This window comes from Nakamurella lactea DSM 19367 (genome assembly GCF_000426645.1).
In the GTDB taxonomy this organism is placed as follows: domain Bacteria; phylum Actinomycetota; class Actinomycetes; order Mycobacteriales; family Nakamurellaceae; genus Nakamurella; species Nakamurella lactea.
Window position 1 is genome coordinate 44014 of record NZ_KE384551.1, and the last position, 20033, is coordinate 64046.

Here is a 20033-nt window from a genome sequence, read left to right on the forward strand (position 1 = left end):
AACGCAGTGAATCGTACGGAAGCGTCGACTTTTGGGTGGGTCTGGCTTCAACTACTGGGTTCGATCGTCGCGCTGACCGCGATCGCCACCCAACTGCCTGGGCCGCTCACCGCTACCTCGGTCGTCGCTGGGACCCGACACGTCGCCGGTCCCGCCGTGCTCGACACCACGGCACTGACTGCGGCGTCCCTGCTGGTCTGGTCACTGTTGGTCTGGGCGATCGTGACGGCGGCATTGGCCGTGATGACCCGGCTGCCCGGTGGGCCGGGTCGGGTCGCAGCGGCTGCGCTCCGCAGGGTCGCGCCGACCGCGCTGCGTCGCGCGTTGATCGCCGGGGTCGGTCTCTCCCTGCTGGCCGGCACCACGGCGTGTGGCAGCGACCGATCCGCGCCCGTGGGGGCCGGGGCGAGTGCGAACGTCGTCCCGGTCGTCACCGCGACGGCGCCACCGGACCACGGGACGGCTGCACGAGGGGTGCCGTCGCCGGGTCCGACCGTCGCGGATACCCCGACCATCGATCAGGCACTGCCGGATCCCGGACCGGCGGCCGGATCGATCGACCTCGACTGGCCGGTGCATCGCCCCGGCGCCGATCCGCGGGCGCCCAAGGTGGATCTGGACTGGCCGACGGGCGCTGCCGGGTCAGCCGGTTCGACCGCGCCCGCCGCATCAACCACACCGGCCTCGCCGACCGCAGAGACCGGCGCCGGCCAATCCGAGCGGACGAGCGCGGCGACGAGCCTGACCGTGGTGATCGTGCACGCCGGCGACACCTTGTGGTCATTGGCCGAGCACCAACTGCGGGAGACAGGTGGCCCGATCACCGACGCCCGGATCGATGCAAGTTGGCGGCTTTGGTACTCGGCGAACCGCTCGGTGATCGGCGCCGATCCCGACCTGATCCTCCCCGGGCAGCACCTGCATCCACCCCCGCATCCGGCTCCCCCGGCTCCCCCCGCTCCCCCGCCAACCCGAGCGAACCCGACGACACCGACGACACCGACGACACCGACGAATGGAGCAACATCATGACCACCGCACTGGCGCCCCGACCGATCGCATCACCGCCGTCCGACTCTGCCGCGCCGGCCGATGCCCCCCGCCGTGACCGTCGCAGTCGGACCCGCCTGGTCGCGGTGCCGGATGCCGAACCGCCGTTCGACGACGAGTTGACGGCGACGGCCCGCGTCCGCCGGATCCGCCCGGGTTCCCCGGCCCGCCGCCGCTCACCGGACGCACCAGCGGCGCCGGCCACAACCGTGACGCCCACAGCGGCAGCGACCACAGCGGCAGCGACCACAGCGGCGGTGAGCACAGCGGAGGCGCCCACAGCGGCGGTGAGCACAGCGGAGGCGCCCACAGCGGCGGTGAGCACAGCGGCAGCGACCACAGCGGCAGCGAGCGCGACGGGAACCAAGGTCTCGAAGGCGCCCGTCACCGCAGAGCAATCCGCGTCGGCCGCACCGGCGATGCCTCTCACCCAGCCGCCGCGGGTCACCGCACCGGCCGGTCCTGCGGCACCGCTCTGGCCGGCCACCCGGGCGACAGCCCGGCAGAAGCCGACAGCAAGCCTGCCGCCGCTGCGACAGGTGAGCACGGTTCTGGCCAGGGCCTTGGTCGAGGTGATCACCGGAGTCCGGGGCGTCACCCAGCTGCGGGACCACTGCAGCCCGCCCGTGTTCACCGCGTTGCTGGACGGCCGGGCGCAGCGCGGCACCGAGTTGGCGAAGCTGCAGTCGACCCATGTCCGGCAACCGCGGGCCGGAGTCGCCGAGGTGGCCGCCGTGTTCCGGCGCGGCGCCAGGGTCCGGGCGCTCGCCTTCCAGCTGACCGCCCGTGAGGACGGCCGCTGGCAGATCACCGCCCTACAGATCGGCTGAGTGAATCCGGCGGGACGAGCGCTGTCACCCACCCGCGAGCCGACGGCGCGATCCAACCCGCCGACTCGGAGCGTTCGTCCCCGCCAGGCAGCCTTGGCCGTCACCCAGCCCGCCGACTCGGAAAGTTTCTCCCCGCCCGTCAGCCAACCCGCCGACTCGGAGCGTTCGTCCCCGCCAGGCAGCCTAGGCCGTCACCCAGCCCGCCGACTCGGAAAGTTTCTCCCCGCCCGTCAGCCAACCCGCCGGCTCGGAGCGTTCGTCCCCGCCAGGCAGCCTCGCCCGTCACCCAGCCCGCCGACTCGGAAAGTTTCTCCCCGCCCGGGCGGCCCCGGCGGGCGACCCAGGACACCCACGCGTGAGCCGAAGCAGCGAAGCGAGGACGCGTGGCGTACGCGACGAAGGAGCCTGCGCCACGCGACCGCAGCCGAGCGCCGGAGGCGAACCGGAGGACTCAGTTGTCGGTGGGCAGCCCGGGCGAGCCGGGACGGCCGTGGCACTGCTTGTACTTCTTGCCCGAGCCGCAGGGGCAGGGCGCATTGCGCGCCGGCTCCTTGGTCGAGGTCGCGGATCCGGTCTCGGCCTTCGGCCGACCCTTGGCGGTCCGGGTCGTCGCGGTGCCGCCGTCCTCCGACGGACCGGAATAACTCAGCTGCGCCGCCTCGCGATCCTCCAGGCCCTTGGCCCGCAGTGCCGCCGGCGTCGCCTTCTTCGGCTCGGCTTCGGCCGTCGACGTACCGCCGTTGGAGCTGCCACCGTTGGACGCCGCGGCCGCTTCCTGGGTGGGCAGGGCCGCGATCGGCCGCTGCCGCTTGACCTTCTGCCCGGTCTTCGGCGGCGGCAGCGCCCGGCCCTTGCCGGACCCGGCCGCCTGCTGGCCGGCCCCCGCCGCGTCGCCGGTGACCTGACCGGCGGCGCCGTCGGACCCGGCCGCGCCGGCGCCCTGGGCCGTGCCGTCCGGCGCCACCACCTGCACCTGCAGGTTGTACAGGAACCCGACGGACTCCTCCTTGAGCGAGTCGAGCATCGCGTTGAACATGTCGAAGCCCTCGCGCTGGTACTCGACCAGCGGGTCGCGCTGCGCCATCGCCCGCAGGCCGATGCCCTCCTTGAGGTAGTCCATCTCGTAGAGGTGCTCGCGCCACTTGCGGTCCAGCACGGACAGCACCACCCGACGCTCCAGCTCCCGGGTCACCTCGGGGGTGAGCTCCTCCTCGCGGTTCGCCCAGGCCTTCTTCGCGTCGGCGAGCACGGCCTCCTTGAGCGTCTCGCGGTTCAGCTCGCCGTGTTCCTTGGCGACCTGCTCGGAGCTGACGGACACCGGGTACAGCGTCTTGAGCGCGGTCCACAGCGTGTCCAGGTCCCAGTCCTCGGCGTAGCCCGCCTCGGTTGCGCCGTCCACGTAAGCGCTGACCACATCGGCGATCATGTTCTGCACCTGATCGTGCAGATCCTCGCCGTCCAGCACCCGGCGCCGCTCCTCGTAGATGACGGTGCGCTGCTTGTTCATCACCTCGTCGTACTTGAGGACGTTCTTGCGGATCTCGAAGTTCTGCTGCTCGACCTGGGTCTGCGCGCTCTTGATGGCCTTGGACACGAACCGGTGCTCGATCGGCACGTCGTCCTCCATGCCCAGGCGCATCATCAGCATGTCGACGGTGTTGCCGCCGACCCGCTGCATCAGATCGTCGCCGAGGGAGAGATAGAACCGGGACTCGCCCGGATCGCCTTGCCGGCCGGACCGGCCGCGGAGCTGGTTGTCGATCCGCCGGGACTCGTGCCGCTCGGTGCCCAGGACGTACAGCCCACCGACCTTGCGGACCTTGTCGCCCTCGGCCTTGCTCTTCTTGGTGGCCTCCTCCAGCGCGTCGGCCCAGGCGGCCTCGTACTCCTCCGGCGTCTCGGTCGGCGAGAGGTCACGGTCGCGCAGGTCGAGGTCGGCCTGGAAATCCGGGTTGCCGCCGAGCACGATGTCGGTACCGCGACCGGCCATGTTGGTCGCCACGGTGACGGCGCCCTCCCGGCCGGCCATCGCGATGATCGCCGCCTCTCGCGCGTGGTTCTTCGCGTTCAGCACCTCGTGTGGGACGCCGGCCCGCAGCAGCAGCTTGCTCAGCCGCTCGGACTTCTCCACCGACGCGGTGCCGACCAGCACCGGCTGGCCCTGCTCGTGCCGCTCGACGATGTCGGTAACCACGGCGGCGAACTTGGCGTCCTCGCCGCGGTAGATCAGATCGGACCGGTCCTCCCGGATCACCGGCTTGTTCGACGGGATCGGGACGACACCCAGCTTGTAGGTCTGGTGGAGCTCGGTGGCCTCGGTCTGGGCGGTACCCGTCATCCCGGCGAGCTTTTCGTAGAGGCGGAAGTAGTTCTGCAGGGTGATGGTGGCCAGCGTCTGGTTCTCGGCCTTGATCTCGACGCCCTCTTTGGCCTCGATCGCCTGGTGCATGCCCTCGTTGTAGCGCCGGCCGTGCAGCACCCGGCCGGTGAACTCGTCGACGATCAGCACCTCGCCGGAGACGATGATGTAGTCCTTGTCCTTCTTGTACAGCTCCTTGGCCTTGATGGCGTTGTTCAGGAAGCCGACCAGCGGGGTGTTCACCGATTCGTAGAGGTTGTCGATGCCGAAGGCCTTCTCCACCTTGGCGACGCCGTCCTCGGTGACGCCGACGGTGCGCTTGGACTCGTCCACCTCGTAGTCGATGTCGCGGATCATCCGCGGGGTGAGCCGGGCGAACTCGGCGTACCACTTGGACGACTGGTCGGCCGGACCGGAGATGATCAACGGCGTCCTGGCCTCGTCGATGAGGATCGAGTCGACCTCGTCGACCAGGGCGAAATGGTGCCCGCGCTGCACCAGGTCGTCCTTGGACCAGGCCATGTTGTCGCGCAGATAGTCGAAGCCGAACTCGTTGTTCGTGCCGTAGGTGATGTCGGCGGCGTACGCCACCCGCCGCACGTCCGGCGTCTGCTGGGCGAGGATGACGTCCACCTCGAGGCCCAGGAAGCGGTGCACCCGACCCATCCACTCCGAGTCCCGCTGGGCCAGGTAGTCGTTGGTGGTGACCATGTGCACGCCCTCGCCGGACAGCGCGTTCAGGTAGGCCGGCAGGGTGGACACCAGGGTCTTGCCCTCACCGGTCTTCATCTCGGCGATGTTGCCAAGGTGCAGCGCGGCGCCGCCCATCAACTGGACGTCGTAGTGCCGCTGTCCCAGAGTGCGCTGGGCCGCCTCCCGGACGGTGGCGAACGCCTCGGGCAGCAGGTCGTCGAGGCTCTCGCCGTCGGCGAATCGCTTCTTGTAGGTGTCCGTCAGCTCACGCAGCTGGGCATCGGTCAGGTCGGTGTAGTCGCCTTCGATGTCGTTGATGTGATCGGCGATGGCCTTCAGACGCTTGATCGTCTTGGCCTCGCCGGCCCGCAGCAATCGGGACAGAACCAACGTGTTCACCCTCGTCTTGTCGTGGCGCACGCAGCCGCGCACGGATGGCGCGCGCCGAGACAGCGCGCTCGTCAAACCGGCGGCGTCAGCCCCCGGCGGTTCCATGGTAGGCGCTGGCGCCACCGGCGGTGGCCGCCACCGGAACCACCGGCGTCGGCCACCGCCGCTCGACCGCGTGCCGGCGTCCGGCCGGGCCTGCTCAGCCGGTCGACTCCGTCAGTTCGTCGTCGCCGACCCCGCTGCCGGCCTCGGCCAGCCGGAGCAGGCCGTAGTCGAAGCCGCGCCGCCGGTAGACCACCGAACTCAACTGGGTCTCGGCGTCCAGGAACAGGTAGAAGTCGTGGCCGACCAGTTCCATTCGGTACAGCGCCTGGTCGACCGTGATCGGATCGCCCGGGTGATCCTTGATCCGGACGACGCGGCCGGGGCCGGCGTCCTCCGGATGATCGTGTTCGTCGGCAGCGGACCGCTCGTCCGGCCCGGCCAACTCCTCCGGCGAGGCGGCCACCGCCAGGGCCGGCGTCCGGGCGCGATCGTGCCGGCGGTCGGCCGCCTTACGCAGTTGGCTCTCAAGTTTGTGTACGGCGGAATCCAGTGCCGCATAGAAGGTCTCGGCGCTAGCCTCGGCGCGCACCACAGGACCCTTCGTCTCGAGGGTGATCTGTACCCGCTGGCAGTTCTTCGCCTGCCGGCGGTTCGTCTCATGGGACAGCTCGACATCCACACCGATGATCTTGGAGTCGTACCGCTCGACCCGGGTCAGCTTCTCGGCGACATGCGTCCGGAAATGATCGGGAACTTCAACATTGCGGCCCTTGACGACGATCTCCACAGGTCCTCCTAGCGGTTCTGGCGGCCGGAGCGTTCGGGGCTCGCGGCACACACGCGGGGGTTTGATGCCGTCCCGGGGTGTCGGCCCGCTGCTCCCTTCGAGGTGTCTGCGGTGGCGTCTCGGTCGCCTCAGACCCTGGGATAAGTCGAACCTACCCACCCCGCACCGATCCGCAAGAGCAGCGCGCGCAGCACGCCGGATCAACACGGAAGTGACAGGCCCCCCACATGTCGGACAACACCGGGTTGACGAAGAGCCGAGACCGGAATGTCCGCCGCCGCCACCATGGGGCTCGGGTGGAAGGTCCGCTGTCCGGTCACACCGGTCACCGCGCGGTCAGGGCGGCGGCGATCCAATCGGTGAAGTCGTCGGCCGACCAGCCGGCCTCGATCCGCAGCGCCCGATAGACGCCGGGGGCGGCCAGGGCGCGCAGCACCGCCTGCGACCGCGGCACCCCGGCCGGCAGCACCGGCGCCAGCGAGGCGACCATCGCATCCAGCACCTGATCCCGGCCGGCCAGCTTGGCGCGCAACAGCTCCCGGGTCTTCGCCGACTCATCGGTGGCGCCCTCGAAGATGGTGACCACGTCGAAGCCGCTGTCGTAGAGGTTCGTCAGCCAGGCAGCGGCGCCGCGCACCCTTGCCTGCGGATCCGGCTCGGCGAGCACCCGTTCGGCCAGCGGTCGGGCGTTCGCCTGCTCCAGCCAGTCCTCGCAGATCTGCGACAGAATCTCCCGCTTGCTGCCGAACGCGGAATACACCGTCCGGACGGCGACACCGGCGGCGCCGGCGATGCTCTCGATGCTGGTGACGCCGTAGCCGTGCTCGGCGAACAGCGCGCGGGCGGCCGCCGCGATCCGGCCGCGGGTCGCCTCGGCCTGTTGCCGTCGGTAGGAGGGCTTGACGGAACCGGTCACCCGGGCACACTATCAATGCATCCAGTGCAGCGTTGCTGCACTCAACGCAGTAGGACTGCACTTGCGTCCGACCCGATGACGAGGAGACAGGCAATGACCGAAGTCCAGCAACACCCCATCGCCGTGCGAGAAGACACTGGTCGGGAGGGCCAGGGCGCCGCTGTCGAGGTGCTCCGGCGGATGTTCGACGAGGGCTTCTCGACCGGCGACACCGCCGTGGTCGACGAGCTCTGCTCGCCCGACCTGATCGAGCATCAGTTCGGGCTGAGCGGTTCGGGGGTCGAGGCGCTCGAGCACGTCAAGGCGGCGATCGTCGACGTGCACACCGCCGTCCCCGACGCGGTGTTCACCATCGAGGACTGGGCCGCCCGGGGCGATACCGTGTGGGTCAGGGTGCGCGCGGTCGGCACCGCGAGTGGACCGTTCTTCGGCCCGCCCAGCAACCGGCCGCTCGAGTTCACCGTTGTCGACGTGGCCAGGGTGGTCGACGGCCGGATCGTCGAGCACTGGGGAGTTCCCGACCGGTTCGCCATGCTGGCCCAGACCGGAGTGCTCGACCGGCTGACCGCACCGCCGCAGGGCTGACCGCACCGCCGCAGGGCTGACGGCACCGCCGCAGGGCTGACGGCACCGCCGCAGGGCTGACGGCACCGCCGCGGGACTGACGGCACCGCCGCAAGGCTGACGGCACCGCCGCGGGACTGACGATGGTCCAGCGGCTACCGCACATCCCGCCAGGGCGGTACCGCGGCGAGGGTGACGACGGCCCGCACGGGCAACCCAGCTTCCGCAAGCACCGCGCCGGACGCGAGCGCGGTAGCGCCGGTGGTGAGCACGTCGTCGATGAGCACCACCGCGGCACCGTCCGGAGGTAGTGCACGGGGGCGGACCCGGATCCGGCCGGCCAGGTTGTCGGCCCGCTGGGCCGCCGTCAGCCGTACCGAGTCGCGGGCACCGGCACGGGTGACCAAGCACGGCGCCACCCGGACCCGCTGACCGTTCCGGGCCAGCACCGCCGCAGCGGAGCTGGCCATCGTCAGCACCGGGTCGCCGCCGCGGGCCCGGGCGGCGGCGGCCCTGGTCGGCGCCGGCACCAGGGTGATCTCGGGCGGGATCAGCGAGATCGCCTGCAGCCGCAGCAGTCCGACGCCGATCGCGGCACCGAGGACCGGCGGTAGGTCCCGCCGGCCGCGTTCCTTCCCGGCCACGATCGCGGCCCTGACCGGACCGCGGTAGCGGGCCAGCGAGCGGAACGCCGGAAGCGGTATCCCGGTGAACCGCTCCAGCGCGGCGTCCGGCAGCACCGGCTCGCGGGGCCGGCCGCGCACCGTCGCCGCGCAGCCGCCACACCACGGCTCCGGACCGCCGCAGCCCGGGCACGGCCGCGGCAGCACCAGGTCGACGAGCGTTGCCAACGCCGCCGAAGGCCACCCCCGAGGAAGCTGAGACGTCACCCGAGCCACTGTGCCGGCTCGGCCGCCCCGCCGCGGCGCGGCTGCCGCCCCCTGTGGACAACCCGCACTGGGTGGACAACCTGCCAGCCTGGGCAGGTAGCGCAAAGTTGGCGCAACACGCCGCGACACGCGCGCCAGCTCAACAGGTTTCCGCTACCTCCGGGACAGCCCCGCCGGGCAGGTAGCGCAAAGTTGGCGCAACACGCCGCGACACGCGCGCCAGCTCAACAGGTTTCCGCTACCTCCGGGACAGCCCCCGACGAACTGGCGCTCAGCGACCAGGACACGGCGCGAAGCACCCGTTCGCCGGTCCAGCGATGCGGAGGAAGCGGATCAGGGCGACGAAGGAGCCCCGATCCGACCCGCAGCTAGCGCGGCAGGCGAACCAAAAGGCACAGCGCTACCGGCGAACCAATTGATTCAGTTGGGGACGAACGGCGCCGAGCCGGTGACCACGGCCGCGTTCGGGTCCGGCGAGACCCACTCGCCGGACCGGGGCGTCCCGTCCAACTGGTAGACGCGCCCGTCGAAGGACGTCAGCATCGTGCCGTCCAGCCCGTTCGCCACGGCATCGACGTCACCGAAGATCCCGTCGTCGGACACCGCGGTCCGCTCCCGGCCGTCCACCGATACCAGGTGCAGCACCCGGAATCCGCTGGAGCTGCTGCCCACCTTCGCCCCGACCACCAGTTGCGCGGCCGACCGGAACGCGACCGGTCCGACGTCCGAGAGCTGCGGGTCGATCTCGGTGAGCCCGGAGATCGACAGGGTGGACTGATCGCTCGGCTGCGCCTTGCTGATCGTGACCACACCGACGTACAGCTTGCTGTCGGCGACCACCGCCACCCGAACCCCGTCCGGGGACAGCACCAGCGAGGTCACCGCGCCCTTGCCGGCCAGCTCGGGAGCGGCGACCACCTGCCGGGTGACGGGGCTACTGGTGGTCAACCGGATCACCTGCGGTTTGTCGGCGCCGTCCTGCACCACCCAGACCTCGTTGCCCGCCCGGTCGAACGTCGGAACGGTCAGCGAGTCGGCGGCCAGCACCGGTTCGGCGTTCTGGAACTGCAGCGGTTTGCCCATCAGCAGTTCCTGCCCCGTTGAGCTCCTGGAGACGGCGGCGAGCGTCCCGTTGGCTGCGGACATCGATGCCGCGATCACCGAACCAGAGGTGCCGAGCCGCCCCCACATCGCCTTTCCGGGGTTCCGGCCGAGCGAGATGATCCGGCCCGCGGAGTCGACGTAGTAGGGATCCAGCGGCAGGTTCCCGTTGCCCGGCGTCCCGTCCGGGCTGTACGAGGCGGTGTTGGTGGTGGAGTAGCTCGGGACCAGCGGGTCCAGCGGCTCACCGTCGATGGTGATCACCACGTCGCCTTCGGACTGCAGCGTCCAGGCAAGCTGGGCGGCCAGTGCCATCTTCGCGCCCTTCCCGGAGACGTCAACGCCGGTCAGATCCACCCGCACCAGATTCTCGTCAATGGTGACCGCCGACCGCAGGGCGACCTTGCCGCCGGCCGGGGCGGCGAGCTGGCTGGTCACCGAGTCGGAGGCTGCCGCCAGCGTCGAACTCGGGCCGGCCAGCAGCATCCGCACCAGCCGGTCGGCCCGGTTCGCGGGGGTGGGCCCCGGCGTCACGTACCGCGGGTCGGGCACCAGCACGGTCCCGGTCCGGTTGAGGAAGTAGACCACCCGTTCGTAGTAGCTGTTGCGGAAGTCCGTCTCGCCCACCAGCAGCTGCTCGGGTGCGTCACTGATCCGCCACTCGCCGGCCACCTTCTGCATCTGCAGGGTCTTCTCGTAGGCCCGGCCCGGGACCGCGTGGTACGCCCGGTCGGTACCAAGGGTGGCGATCTCGGTGCCCTTGAGCAGCACCGTGTCCTTGGCCCCGACCTCGACCCGGTAGTCGTTGCGCAGGACCACCACCTCGGCGGAGTCCGGATGCCAGTTCTTCGAGGCGTCCTGCGTCAGGTACTGCCGGGCGACGGCCAGCGAGTTGGCAGCCTTGGTGTCCTGTGAGGTGTCGGTGGAGTGGGAGATGAAGTCGCGGACGATCGAGTCGGGCGGCAGCCCGGCCTGCACCGCCGCCGGTGTCTGCGGGGCGTCCGGCTGCTCGATCGGCAGGACGTCCTGCGCCGGCCCGGACGACGGGATGTCCGCGCACCCGGCGGCCGCGAGCATCGTCAGCAGCAGGAAGGCGGCCAGGCCGCGGTGGCCGGCCCGCGACGCCGCCCTTGGCCTCCGAGGCGTTCGGCGGTTCACCGCTCACCCCTTCCGGATCGGTCCGACACGGTGACCGCGAGATCGCCGATCGGGAAGGTGGTCGACCCGGTCCGCGGCTCGACGGCAGAACTGCGGGTGGCGCTCAGGTCCGGCTCCTCGTCGTCGGAATCGGTGCCGATCCGCAACGGCAGCGGCGACCCGGTGACCAGCGCGCCGGACGTGCGCGGGAGGGTCAGCCGGAACCGCGCTCCGACCCCCGGCAGGCCGCTGGCCTGCAGCCAGCCGCCGTGCAGCCGGGCGTCCTCCAGCGAGATCGCCAACCCCAGTCCGGTTCCACCGGTCTGCCGCTGACGGGACGGATCGGCCCGCCAGAACCGGTTGAACACCAGGCTCGCCTCCCCCGGCTTCAGGCCGACGCCGTGATCGGTGACGGTCACTGCGACCGCCTGGTCGTCGCCGCCCACCTCGACCTGCACCGGCTTTCCCTCGGCATGGTCGACGGCATTGCCGAGCAGGTTCCGCATGATCCGCTCGAAGCGGCGGGAGTCGATCTCCGCCACCACCGGTTCGGCGGGCAGCGACAACTGGATCTCCACCCCGACGTTGACGGCCAGCGGCCGGATCACCTCGACGCAGGCGCTGACGTGGGTGCGGATGTCGATCGGCTCGGCGTTCAGCTCGGCCATCCCGGCATCGTGCCGGCTGATCTCCAGCAGGTCGGCCAGCAGCACCTCGAACCGGTCAAGCTCGGCGACCAGCAGCTCGGTGGCCCTGGCCAGGTGCGGTGGGAACTCCTGGCGGTCGGCGTGCAACAGGTCGGCGGCCATCCGGACGGTGGTGACCGGTGTCCGCAGCTCGTGCGAGACGTCCGAGGTGAATCGGCGCTGCAGCCGCCCGAACTCCTCCAGCTGCCGGATCTGCGCCCTGATCGCCTCCGCCATCCCGTTGAACGAACGGGCCATGGTGGTCAGCTCGATGGCTCCCTTCACCGGCATCCGCTCGTCCAGGGCACCGGCCGCGAACCGCTCGGCCACCGCGGCCGCCCGGCGCACCGGACGGACCACCTGGGTGGCCACCAGGGTGGCGATCAGCGCGAGCGCCAGGGCCAGCGCGGCGCCGCCGAGCAGCAGCGTCGTCTGCACGACCTGGACCGTGCGCTGCTCGCTGGTCAGCAGGAAGATCAGGTACACCCCGAAGGCATCGGTGTCGGTGACCGCGGGTGCGCCGACCACCAGCGCGGGTATCCGCACGCCGTCCCGCTCCACCGAGGTGTATTGGGTGGACAGCATGCCCGCGGCGACCCGTTCCTGCAGGTCCGCCGGCACGTCCTGGACCGGGCCGACGCTGATGCTCGAGGACCGCAACGCGACGATCACCGGCTCGAAGACGCCGGCCGCACTGCCCTGCGCGCCGTTCTCCCGGCCGGCCGGCCGGCCGAGTTTGTCCAGCGCCGTCGGCAACTGCTGCTCCAGCGTCGCCCGGTCCGGGTCGGCGCCGGCCAGGTCGCTCTGCACGGTGAGCCGGGCGCTGTCCACCTCCACGATGGCCGCGGAACGCTTGGCCTCGAGCAACCGCTCGGTGATCTGCTTCTGCAGGATCAGCCCGATACCGACCATCGCCAGTGACGAGAACACCAGGGTGAGCACCAACACCCGCAGCCGCAGCGACCGACTCCAGAACGAGACGGCCGAGCGCAACCCGATGGCGAGTCGCTCGAATCGTTCCCGGCTCAGCGCTGCGCCGCCGCGGGACGGCGGCGCAGCGCGCCCGCCACCGGCGGCTCGGGCGCCGTCCGCACGGTCGGCGCCGTCAGCCTTTGGGCGGTCCGCTGCGGTGACGTCGTCCGCACCGTCAGCCGCGGTGCTGTCCTGCCCGGCGCTGTCCCCTGCTGGGCTGTCCCCTGCGGGACGGTCCCCTGCGACGGCGTCAGTCGCGGTGCCGTCAGTCGCGCTGCCGTCATCCCCGACGGCTGCGTTGGCCGGGGTGACCCTGATCGGCTCGGTGCGCGGTTCACGGTCCACCGGGCCGGACGGCGACACCGGCCGGTCCGGCCGCGTCCGAGGAGTCGGCTCCAGTGGATCGTGCGTCACGACACCCCGGCCTTGTACCCCACTCCCCGCACGGTGACGACCACCTCGGGGTGCTCGGGATCCTTCTCGATCTTCGACCGCAGGCGCTGGACGTGCACGTTGACCAGCCGGGTGTCGGCCGCATGGCGGTACCCCCAGACCTGCTCGAGCAGCACCTCCCTGGTGAACACCTGACGGGGCTTACGGGCCAGCGCTACCAGCAGGTCGAACTCCAACGGGGTCAGCGAGATCGGCTGGTCGTCCCTGGTGACCTGGTGCCCGGGCACGTCGATCTCCACGTCGGCCACCTTCAGCCGTTCGGCCGCCCCGGAGTCGCTGCGCCGCAGCCTGGCCCGGATCCTGGCGGTCAGCTCCTTCGGCTTGAACGGCTTCATCACGTAGTCGTCGGCCCCGGACTCCAGCCCGAGCACCACGTCGACGGTGTCCGTCTTGGCCGTCAGCATGATGATCGGCACCCCGGACTCGACCCGGATCTCCTTGCAGACGTCCAGTCCGGAGACACCGGGCAACATCAGGTCGAGCAGAATCAGATCCGGATGGGTCTCCCGGAACACCTCGATCGCCCGCACGCCGTCGCGCACTACAGCCGTGTCGAAGCCGTCACCACGCAGCACGATGGTGAGCATCTCGGCCAGGGCGGGATCGTCGTCGACGACCAGTACACGTGGTCTCATCCTTCTATGGTGTCATCCCGAGGCGTGGAACCCCGCCAATCGGGCACACTGCGCAGTCATTGGAGCAGTCGCCGAGCGGCCGATCAGGCGTGGGACCATGAGCATGTGACCCTTCCGCCGGCCGGCCAGCCTCCCCGGTTCCCGTCGTACGGACGCCCGGAACAGCCGGGAGTGATCCCGTTGCGGCCGCTGGCGGTGGGCGAGATCCTGGGTGCCGCCGTTCAGGTGGTCCGGCGGCATTTCGTGCCGCTGGCAGCGGTGTCGCTGGTGCTGTCGGTGGTCAGCGGGCTGGCCTCGTGGGGAATCCTGCAGGCAACCGGGGAGACCGACCTGTACCTCAGCGGCGCCTGGCTCGACGGCCTGGTCAACGGGACGACGGCCGGGGTGCCGTCGGGGATCATCGGCGCCTTGCTGCTCGACCTGGTGATCTCGCTGGCCGCCGGTGTGGCCACCGCCGGGCTGGCAACGGTCTGCGCGGCCCAGGACACTCTCGGCCGGCCCACCACCGGTCACGACTGGCGGGAACGGCTCGGCGGTCGCTGGGTTCCGCTCCTGACGATCTCGCTGCTGGTCGGGGTGCTGGTCAGCGTCGGGCTGGCGTTGTTCGTCATTCCCGGGGTGCTGATCTACCTGGCCTGGCTGGTCGCGGCCCCCGCGCTGGTACTGGAGCGCGGCACGATCGGGGTGTCGCTGCGCCGTTCGGCCGAGCTGACCAGGGGCGAACGCGGCCGCCTGCTCGGATTGGTCGCCGCGGTGCTGGTGGTGACCGTGGTGCTCACCACCTTCGTAAGTTCGCTGCTCGGGCAGGCCTTCAACGGTCTGACGCCGAGCGGCGCCTACCTGGTCGCCGAGGGCATCGGCGCGCTGGTGACGATGTTCACCGGGTCCTGGGCGGGCGCGGTCAGTGCGCTCGCCTACATCGACCTGCGGATCCGCAAGGAGAACCTGGCGCCGACCTTGGCCGCCGCCGCCCGCGCCGTCCCCGGGGCAGCCTGACGATTCGTCAGCCCAGTAGTTCGTCAGCCCAGTAGTCCGTCAGCCCAGTAGTTCGGCCGGCACCGTGACCTGACCGTCCGGACCCGGCCGCAGCACCGTCCACGGCGAGAGGTAGCTCTGCTCGGCCAGCAGCCGGTACATCGCTGCGGTGCGCTGCTGCAGAGCGGCGTCGCTCTCGAAGTTGTCCAGTGCACGATCGGTGTCGCCGGCGGCCCGGCCGGCGGCCCGCTCGGCCGCCACCGCCACGTCGGTGGCGAGCAGCAGCTGACGATCCGGCACCGGCAACCCGAACCGGTCGATCTCCAGGTCGCGCAGCCACTGCGGGAACCCGGTGTCGACGTCCGGGCCGCCCAGCCTGGCCGATCCGTACGCGGCATTGGAACTGACGTAGCGGTCCAGCAGCAGCACGTCGTGTTCGGCGATGGCGTCCTTGATCTGCGTCAGCGCGCCGCGGCGGTCGAGCGAGAACAGCAGTGCGGTCCCGTACACCGAGTCGGACAGGTCGCCCAGCCGCCCGTACAACGCGTCCTTCACCAGGTCGGCGTGCACGCTGGCGCCGTATCGCGGGAACGCCAACGTCGCCACCCGGCCGCCGCGGGCCTCGATGTCGGCGCGCAGCCGGGCGGTCAGTGTCTGTTTCCCGGAGCCGTCCAGGCCCTCGATGACGATCAGGCGTCCCACGGCGCACACCCTACGGGCACGCCACCCACCCCATTTCGCCCACCGGGCGGTGCCCATTTCGCCCACCGGGCGGTGTGCTGTTTGATGGTCGGCATGACCGAAGCCAACAACAGCAAGCCGGAGATCGAGTTCCCCGAGGGGCCGGCACCGACCGACCTGCAGATCGAGGACGTGACTGTCGGCGAGGGGGCCGAGGCCGTGCCCGGCGCCACCGTTCAGGTGCACTATCTCGGCGTCGAGTACGCCACCGGGGAGGAGTTCGACTCGTCGTGGAACCGCGGCGAGTCCATCGAGTTCCCGCTGCGCGGGCTGATCGCCGGCTGGCAGGAGGGCATCCCCGGAATGAAGATCGGCGGCCGCCGCAAGCTGACCATCCCGCCGGAGCTGGCCTACGGTCCGGCCGGCGCCGGACACCGGTTGTCCGGCAAGACGCTGATCTTCGTCATCGACCTGCTCGGCGTGAGGTAATCAGTCCGGTACCCACTCAGGTAACCAGTCCGCCGAGCCCGCCCCCTTTTCGCGGGTTCTGGTGCAGTGGTGACCGCCCGGAACCCGCCCGGAACCCATGACAACGCTGGAGCCCGCGAACCTCGAGGTTCGCGGGCTCCACTGTCGTCTCGCGCACCCGTGTCGACCGGCCTAACGTCAGATGCCTGGAAGCCACGGGAGGTCCTATGAGTCGCGCACGCTCGGCAGCAGCTCCGTTCGCCCTGCTGATCCCTCTACTGCTCGGCGCCCCGGCGGTGCTCGTGACGCCGGTCGCCGCGGCAGTACCGGCCGCCGCGGCAGTACCGGTTGCCGCGCCCGCTGCCGCTCCGGCGGACCTGGCGAATCCCCTTCCGGAGCTGGCCTCGGCCTACGTACCGATCACCCCGTGTCGCGTGGTCGACACCCGCCGGTCCGGCGGTGGCGGACGGATGGGCCGTGACGTGCAGCGGACCTGGCAGGTCGGCGGGAGCTGCGGCGTCCCGACGGGCGCCACCGCGGTCGAGGCCTCCGTGTCCGCGGTGGCACCGGTGGGCACCGGGTACCTGCGGGTCTGGCCGGCCGGACTCGCCGAGCCGAAGGACACGGTGGTCAATTACGCGGGCCGCGGCATCACCAACACCGGCCCGATCCAGCTGTCCGCTACCGGAAAGGTGTCGGGCAAGAACCTGGGGTCCGCGACCACGGATGTGGTGATCGATATCCAGGGTTACTACGCAGCCGTTTCGGGCTCCCTCCCGGCGAGCGCATCGATGTATGTGTCGCTGGCGCAGTGCCGGGTGGTCGACACCCGCAGCTCAGGAGGCCCGCTGACCGTCGGCAACCATCGGACCTGGCAGATCGGCGGACACTGCGGCGTCCCGGCGACCGCTACGGCAGTGGCGGCCTCGGTGTCGGCCGTCGCTCCCGCGGGAGTCGGATTCCTGCGGGTCTGGCCGGCCGGCACGGCCGAGCCGACCGCGACTTTCGTCAACTACGCCGGCGCCGGAATCACCAACAGCGGCGCCGTGCAGTTGTCGACATCGGGCGCCGTCACCGCACTGGCCTACGCACATGCGACGCAGGTGGTCATCGACATCCAGGGCTACTACCTGCCCGCGGCCGAAAGCCGGCTGCCCAGCGGCGCCGCGTTCTACGTCCCGGTCGATCCGACCCGGGTCGTCGACACCCGCAACTTTTACTACAACGAGGACAACCCCCACGTCGACCGTCCGATCCCGGCGAACAAGGTGGCGCGGTATTACCTGGTCGACGATCAGGAGCAGATCAGGGAGCAGGGCGGCGGCGGCAGCCCGATCCCGTCACAGGCGGTCGGCGTCGCGGCATCCGTGTCCGCTGTGCAGCGGTTGGGTTCCGGGTTCCTCCGGGTCTGGCCGGCCGACGCCGGCGAGCCGCAGGCAACGCTGGTCAACTACGCGGGCGCCGGGATCACCAATACCGCGATCCTGCGCGCTGGAGCAACGGACCGGGTAGCCGTTCGCAACTACTCGGGGACTGCGGTCGACGTGGTGATCGATGTGGTGGGTTACTACCAGGTGTCGCAGCAGCCGCTGTCCGGTGTCACCGCCATCGGGCGGACGGCAAACGATCACGCGTGTGTGGTGATCACCGGCGGTTCGGTGAAGTGCTGGGGCGCGAACTTCCACGGACAGCTCGGCGACGACACCATCCGGTCGTCCAGCGTCCCGGTGGCGGTGACCGGTCTGACGGGAGTCACTGCCGTCGCCACCGGCGGCTCCAACAGCTGCGCACTGATGGGTGACACGACCGTTCGGTGCTGGGGCGCCAACACCAGTGGACAGCTCGGCGACGGCAGCACAGCGGATCGTGGGACGCCGACACCGGTCACCGGTCTGACCGGAGCCATCGCCATCTCGGTCGGCGAGGCGTTTGCCTGTGCGCTGTTGCAGGACCGCACGGTGGACTGCTGGGGTGCGAACGGCAACGCGCAATTGGGTAACGGGACCCTCACCGGCACCACCACACCCGGACCGGTCAGTGGGTTGACCGACGTCGCCTCGCTGAGTTCGGGATCCGGTCACACATGTGCGCTGCTGACCGACGGCACCGTGACCTGCTGGGGCTTCAACTCGTTCGGACAGATCGGCGACGGTACCGCCGCCCCCTGGCACAACGCCAAGATCCCGCAGCCGGTGGTCGGCCTGGCGGGCGTGACCTCGATCGGCCTGGGTTCCTACAGCAGTTGCGCAGTGCTGACGGACTCGACGGTCAGTTGTTGGGGTCGGGCCACCGGCGAGGACGCCTTCAACACCTCCGTCCCGCATCCGGTCAGCGGGCTGAGCGGGGCCGCCGAGGTGACGGCGTTCGGAGTTGCGAGCTACTGCGCACGCCGCACCGATGGCACCGTCAGCTGTTGGGCATCGCAGCAGATCGTGACGCCCGCACAGCTCCCCGGGCTCAGCTCCGTGACCTCGATCTCGGGGCCGTGCGCGGTACTGGCCGACCACTCCGTCGCCTGCTGGGGCGACACCGGCGACCTGCGCGGCTCCGGGCCCTATCCGAAGCCGACGACCCCCACGCTGGTCTGGTCCGGCCCACGCTGGTGAACGGCGTCCCCGTTCGCCGGGTCCCAGTGCGGTTTTGACCACCCGGAGCCCGCCCATAACAACACCGGAGCCCGCGAACTCGAGGTTCGCGGGCTCCGGTGTTGTTTCGCTCCAGCGGGCTCAGCCGCCAGACTCAGTAGCGGTAGTGGTCCGCCTTGTACGGGCCCTCGACGTCGACGCCGATGTACTCCGCCTGCTCCTTGGTGAGCTTGGTCAGCACCCCGCCGAGCGCCTCGACGTGGATCTTGGCGACCTTCTCGTCCAGGTGCTTCGGGAGGCGGTAGACCTCCTTGTCGTACTCATCGTTCTTGGTGAACAGCTCGATCTGGGCGATCGTCTGGTTCGCGAACGAGGAGCTCATCACGAACGACGGGTGACCGGTGGCGTTGCCCAGGTTCAGCAGCCGGCCCTCGCTCAGCAGCAGGATCGTCTTGCCGGACTTGAAGGTCCACAGGTGCACCTGCGGCTTGATCTCCAGCTTGGTGGCGCCCGACTTGGCCAGCCCGGCCATGTCGATCTCGTTGTCGAAGTGACCGATGTTGCCCAGGATCGCCTGGTGCTTCATCCGCTCCATGTGCTCGAGCCGGATGATGTCCTTGTTGCCGGTCGTGGTGATGATGATGTCGGCCCGCTCGACGGCGTTCTCGACGGTGTCCACCTCAAAGCCGTCCATCAGCGCCTGCAGTGCGCAGATCGGATCGATCTCGGCGATCACCACGCGCGCACCCTGGCCGCGCAGCGACTCGGCCGAGCCCTTGCCGACGTCGCCGTAGCCGCAGACCAGTGCGACCTTGCCGCCGATCAGCGTGTCGGTGGCGCGGTTGATGCCGTCGATCAGCGAGTGCCGGCAGCCGTACTTGTTGTCGAACTTGCTCTTGGTGACCGAGTCGTTGACGTTGATCGCCGGGAACAGCAGCTCGCCGGCCGCGGCCAGTTGGTACAGCCGCAGCACGCCGGTGGTGGTCTCCTCGGTGACTCCCATGATCTCGGGGGCGATCCGGGTGAAGTAGCCGGGATCGGTGGCCAGCGACTTGCGCAGCAGGTCGAGGATGACGGTGTACTCCTCGCTGTCGTCCTCGGTGGCTGACGGAACGACGCCGGCCTTCTCGTACTGCAGGCCCTTGTGGATCAGCAGGGTGGCGTCGCCGCCGTCGTCAAGAATCATGTTCGGGCCCTGCGCCACTTCGCCGTCGGCAGCCGGCCAGCGCAGCATCTGCTCGGTGCACCACCAGTACTCCGGCAGCGTCTCGCCCTTCCAGGCGTAGACCGAGACACCCTTCGGTGCCTCGGGAGTGCCGTGCGGGCCGACAACGGTGGCCGCCGCGGCGTGGTCCTGGGTGGAGTAGATGTTGCAGCTGACCCAGCGGACGTCGGCGCCGAGGCTGACCAGCGTCTCGATCAGCACCGCAGTCTGGATGGTCATGTGCAGCGAGCCGGCGATCCGGGCGCCCTTGAGCGGCTGGACGTCGGCGTACTCCCGGCGCAACGACATCAGGCCTGGCATCTCGTGCTGGGCGAGTTCGATCTCCTTGCGGCCGTAGTCGGCCAGCGACAGGTCGGCGACCTTGAAGTCCAGGCCGTTCACCACGTCCGCGGTGAGGTTGACGACTGATCCAGCAGATTCGGTGGTTGTCACCGTGATGGCTCCCTTGAGCAGGTGGGTGGCGCCACGCTTGTCGCAGCGCTCTCGTGGGGCCGGACTCGGGCACCTGCCCTGCACCGGACGCCCGGGTTCCGTTCACGGCGGTGCCGCGAGGTCCAGGCGTGCGTGTCAGAGCCCAGGTTACCGGACCGT

Annotated in this window: 15 protein-coding genes; 6 read left to right on the forward strand and 9 right to left on the reverse strand. The window is 70.3% G+C overall.

The features are described from left to right. Positions 1 to 6 precede the first annotated feature (6 nt). Both K340_RS37375 and K340_RS34830 read left to right on the forward strand, forming a co-directional pair. Positions 7 to 1032: a LysM peptidoglycan-binding domain-containing protein gene (locus K340_RS37375; RefSeq protein ID WP_029138768.1), complete on the forward strand. Its 1026-nt coding sequence runs from the start codon at positions 7 to 9 to the stop codon at positions 1030 to 1032. After that, positions 1029 to 1880 (forward strand): Rv3235 family protein, encoded by an 852-nt coding sequence (locus tag K340_RS34830; protein WP_051267658.1) that lies wholly within the window; start codon positions 1029 to 1031, stop codon positions 1878 to 1880. The genes K340_RS37375 and K340_RS34830 overlap by 4 nt, the downstream gene beginning before the upstream one ends. A gap of 451 nt (positions 1881 to 2331) precedes the next feature. Here the strand turns inward: K340_RS34830 and secA are convergent, their stop codons facing one another. The 3 genes from secA to K340_RS0125480 form a co-directional block, all read right to left on the reverse strand. Continuing rightward, positions 2332 to 5322: a preprotein translocase subunit SecA gene (secA, locus tag K340_RS0125470; protein WP_029138769.1), complete on the reverse strand. Its 2991-nt coding sequence runs from the start codon at positions 5320 to 5322 to the stop codon at positions 2332 to 2334. A 199-nt stretch (positions 5323 to 5521) separates the two neighbouring features. Continuing rightward, a complete protein-coding gene (gene hpf, locus K340_RS33350; protein WP_051267659.1) occupies positions 5522 to 6154 on the reverse strand; it encodes a ribosome hibernation-promoting factor, HPF/YfiA family in 633 nt (210 codons plus the stop codon). Positions 6155 to 6479: 325 nt separating this feature from the next. After that, positions 6480 to 7070: a TetR/AcrR family transcriptional regulator gene (locus K340_RS0125480; protein WP_029138770.1), complete on the reverse strand. Its 591-nt coding sequence runs from the start codon at positions 7068 to 7070 to the stop codon at positions 6480 to 6482. A gap of 93 nt (positions 7071 to 7163) precedes the next feature. On the opposite strand from K340_RS0125480, the gene K340_RS0125485 reads away from it, so the two are divergent. Continuing rightward, positions 7164 to 7655, forward strand: coding sequence for an ester cyclase (locus tag K340_RS0125485; RefSeq protein ID WP_051267660.1), 492 nt, complete (start codon positions 7164 to 7166; stop codon positions 7653 to 7655). A gap of 134 nt (positions 7656 to 7789) precedes the next feature. Here the strand turns inward: K340_RS0125485 and K340_RS0125490 are convergent, their stop codons facing one another. The 4 genes from K340_RS0125490 to mtrA form a co-directional block, all read right to left on the reverse strand. Beyond that, a complete protein-coding gene (locus K340_RS0125490) occupies positions 7790 to 8524 on the reverse strand; it encodes a ComF family protein (protein ID WP_211229639.1) in 735 nt (244 codons plus the stop codon). 420 nt (positions 8525 to 8944) lie between these two features. Further along, positions 8945 to 10783, reverse strand: a complete 1839-nt coding sequence (locus tag K340_RS0125495; protein ID WP_029138773.1) for an LpqB family beta-propeller domain-containing protein — start codon at positions 10781 to 10783, stop codon at positions 8945 to 8947. Then, positions 10780 to 12834, reverse strand: a complete 2055-nt coding sequence (gene mtrB, locus K340_RS33355) for an MtrAB system histidine kinase MtrB (protein WP_245599726.1) — start codon at positions 12832 to 12834, stop codon at positions 10780 to 10782. Before mtrB ends, K340_RS0125495 begins: the two co-directional genes overlap by 4 nt. Then, positions 12831 to 13508, reverse strand: coding sequence for an MtrAB system response regulator MtrA (gene mtrA / locus K340_RS0125505; RefSeq protein ID WP_029138774.1), 678 nt, complete (start codon positions 13506 to 13508; stop codon positions 12831 to 12833). Before mtrA ends, mtrB begins: the two co-directional genes overlap by 4 nt. Before the next feature lie 105 nt (positions 13509 to 13613). Here mtrA and K340_RS0125510 point away from each other — a divergent pair, with 105 nt between their 5' ends. Then, complete coding sequence (locus K340_RS0125510) at positions 13614 to 14504, forward strand: hypothetical protein (protein WP_154674479.1); 891 nt, start codon at positions 13614 to 13616, stop codon at positions 14502 to 14504. Positions 14505 to 14543: 39 nt separating this feature from the next. Here the strand turns inward: K340_RS0125510 and K340_RS0125515 are convergent, their stop codons facing one another. After that, positions 14544 to 15185 (reverse strand): dTMP kinase, encoded by a 642-nt coding sequence (locus tag K340_RS0125515; protein WP_029138776.1) that lies wholly within the window; start codon positions 15183 to 15185, stop codon positions 14544 to 14546. Positions 15186 to 15278: 93 nt separating this feature from the next. Here K340_RS0125515 and K340_RS0125520 point away from each other — a divergent pair, with 93 nt between their 5' ends. Next, positions 15279 to 15653, forward strand: a complete 375-nt coding sequence (locus K340_RS0125520) for an FKBP-type peptidyl-prolyl cis-trans isomerase (protein ID WP_029138777.1) — start codon at positions 15279 to 15281, stop codon at positions 15651 to 15653. A gap of 206 nt (positions 15654 to 15859) precedes the next feature. Beyond that, positions 15860 to 18238 carry an RCC1 domain-containing protein gene (locus tag K340_RS34835; protein WP_051267662.1) on the forward strand — a complete coding sequence of 793 codons (2379 nt, stop codon included), beginning with the start codon at positions 15860 to 15862 and terminating at the stop codon, positions 18236 to 18238. 133 nt (positions 18239 to 18371) lie between these two features. Here the strand turns inward: K340_RS34835 and ahcY are convergent, their stop codons facing one another. After that, a complete protein-coding gene (gene ahcY, locus K340_RS0125530; protein ID WP_029138778.1) occupies positions 18372 to 19874 on the reverse strand; it encodes an adenosylhomocysteinase in 1503 nt (500 codons plus the stop codon). Between the last annotated feature and the right edge of the window lie 159 nt (positions 19875 to 20033).

Coding starts and splice junctions, on each gene's coding strand:
- K340_RS34835 (WP_051267662.1), top strand. CDS start 15,860: ATGAGTCGCGCACGCTCGGCAGCAGCTCCGTTCGCCCTGCTGATCCCT.
- K340_RS34830 (WP_051267658.1), top strand. CDS start 1,029: ATGACCACCGCACTGGCGCCCCGACCGATCGCATCACCGCCGTCCGAC.
- K340_RS0125485 (WP_051267660.1), top strand. CDS start 7,164: ATGACCGAAGTCCAGCAACACCCCATCGCCGTGCGAGAAGACACTGGT.
- K340_RS0125520 (WP_029138777.1), top strand. CDS start 15,279: ATGACCGAAGCCAACAACAGCAAGCCGGAGATCGAGTTCCCCGAGGGG.
- mtrA (WP_029138774.1), bottom strand. CDS start 13,508: ATGAGACCACGTGTACTGGTCGTCGACGACGATCCCGCCCTGGCCGAG.